The following is a 1,710-nucleotide window of genomic DNA, read 5'->3' as shown; positions in this document are numbered from 1 at the left end:
AAGTTAAAATATTGGAGCGGATAAGGATATTTAAATCCTTCTAAATGCTCTCCATACACATTATTTGCATAACTGACTGTTGATGCAGTAAGACAAGCAAAAAATAAAGACAAGAATGGCAGTTTATTTTTCATCTTTCATTTCTCTCGAACAAATAGGAATAAGGATGTTTTAGCTGAGTTACATCCGAGTTCAAGATCGATTCGAATGTAAAAGTTTTACGGATTATTTAAATAGAAATTTGGATAAACTTTTCTCGACGCCTTCTGGGTTTTCTTCAATTAGCCAATGACCTGTGTTAGGTAAAATTACCGCTTCTAACTTAGCTGGATCTTCCACAAACTTCGCTCTCATTTCTTTAACCAAAACATCATTCACTCCCTTTTCACCACTAAGCGCCATTGCAGGAATAAATAACTTTTTGTTATTTGCTAAAAGTGCTTCATTTTGTAGGGCTGAGTCTTTCTTTGAACGGTAATAGCCAAAGGCTGCTTTTAATTTATCTCGAGTCGAATATGGCTCAATCAACTCAGCAAGGAGTTCAGGCGTAAAAATGTCTTTTTTACCTGCATAAGTTTTAATAAAGTACGAGAGAAATAAATTTGGGTCATTCGCAATTTGCTTTTCAGCAATATCACCAAAACTAAAATAGCCAAAATGCCAGCCTAAACCCGGTCCTTTTGGTGAATAACCCGGGTGATTGAATGTCTCCATATCTGGAATTGGAGAATCCATAAAGACAACTTTTTTAACGTAATCTTGATTATTTGCAACTAGAGGGTAAGAGGCCGTATTTCCAATGTCATGACTCACATAATAAATAGGCTCATTCTTGGTAATTTGTTTTATGGCACTTAATAGAATTTTCGATACATTCTCTGCGGAATAATCATCGTTAAGTATGGGAGATGATTGACCCAAACCCGGTAAATCTATTGCAATCACTTTATGGTCTTTCATATAAGAAAGCATGACTGGTTCCCACATTTTCCATGTCGAACCAAAACCATGAATAAATACAATTGGTGTGCCTTTAGATCCGCCTTCAACGTAATGAAGTTTTACGCCTTCAGACTCTATAAACTTACTAGATAAACCTTTTGCATAAGAATATTGCCCTAGCCCATTAGATTTCACTTTATTAAACATTTGCTGTGAAACAGCTGGTGGCGTATCTATCGACTTTAAGTTTGGGTCATATTCTGCATTTGCATATGATGAACTAACCAAAATAAAAGCTGTAGAAATGGATATATTTTTAAAATATCTATTCATATTAATGACTCATTTAAAATAAATAATTTATTGCACCCAAGCCTTAAGCCTGAGTGCGATGAATTTCATATTTATTTAAATAAAAAGTTCGATAAACTTTTTTCAACACCTTCAGCATTTTCTTCCACCATCCAGTGTCCTGTATCTGGCAAAATAATGGCAGTGTATTGGGCAGGATCAGCGACAAATCTTGCTCGCATCTCTTTCACCAAAACATCATTTACGCCTTTTTGGCCTGTAAGTGCCATAGAAGGTATGGTTAACTTTTTACCATTAGCAAGTAATGCTTCATTTTGACGAACTGAATCAGCATGAGAATGGTAATAACCAAAAGCTGCTTTTAATTTATCTCGAGTTGAATATGGTTCAATCAACTCAGCAAGGAGTTCAGGCGTAAAAATGTCTTTTTTACCTGCATAAGTTTTAATAAAGTAC

Annotated in this window: 2 protein-coding genes; both read right to left on the bottom strand. The window is 35.0% G+C overall.

Translation table 11 applies throughout. The annotated features are described in order from the left end of the window. Window positions 1-225: 225 nt before the first annotated feature. On the bottom strand, window positions 226-1,275 hold the full coding sequence (locus tag J582_RS25035; protein ID WP_031981922.1) for an alpha/beta fold hydrolase: 1,050 nt from the start codon (window positions 1,273-1,275) through the stop codon (window positions 226-228). Between the two features lie 71 nt (window positions 1,276-1,346). Then, window positions 1,347-1,710 (bottom strand): alpha/beta fold hydrolase (locus tag J582_RS27025; RefSeq protein WP_032048917.1); only part of this gene is annotated, 364 nt, incomplete at its 5' end.

It is taken from the genome of Acinetobacter sp. 1566109, from assembly GCF_000582255.1.
Lineage (GTDB): Bacteria > Pseudomonadota > Gammaproteobacteria > Pseudomonadales > Moraxellaceae > Acinetobacter > Acinetobacter nosocomialis.
The sequence above is the reverse complement of the archived record's forward strand: the minus strand, read 5'-3'. Positions and strand labels throughout refer to the sequence as shown.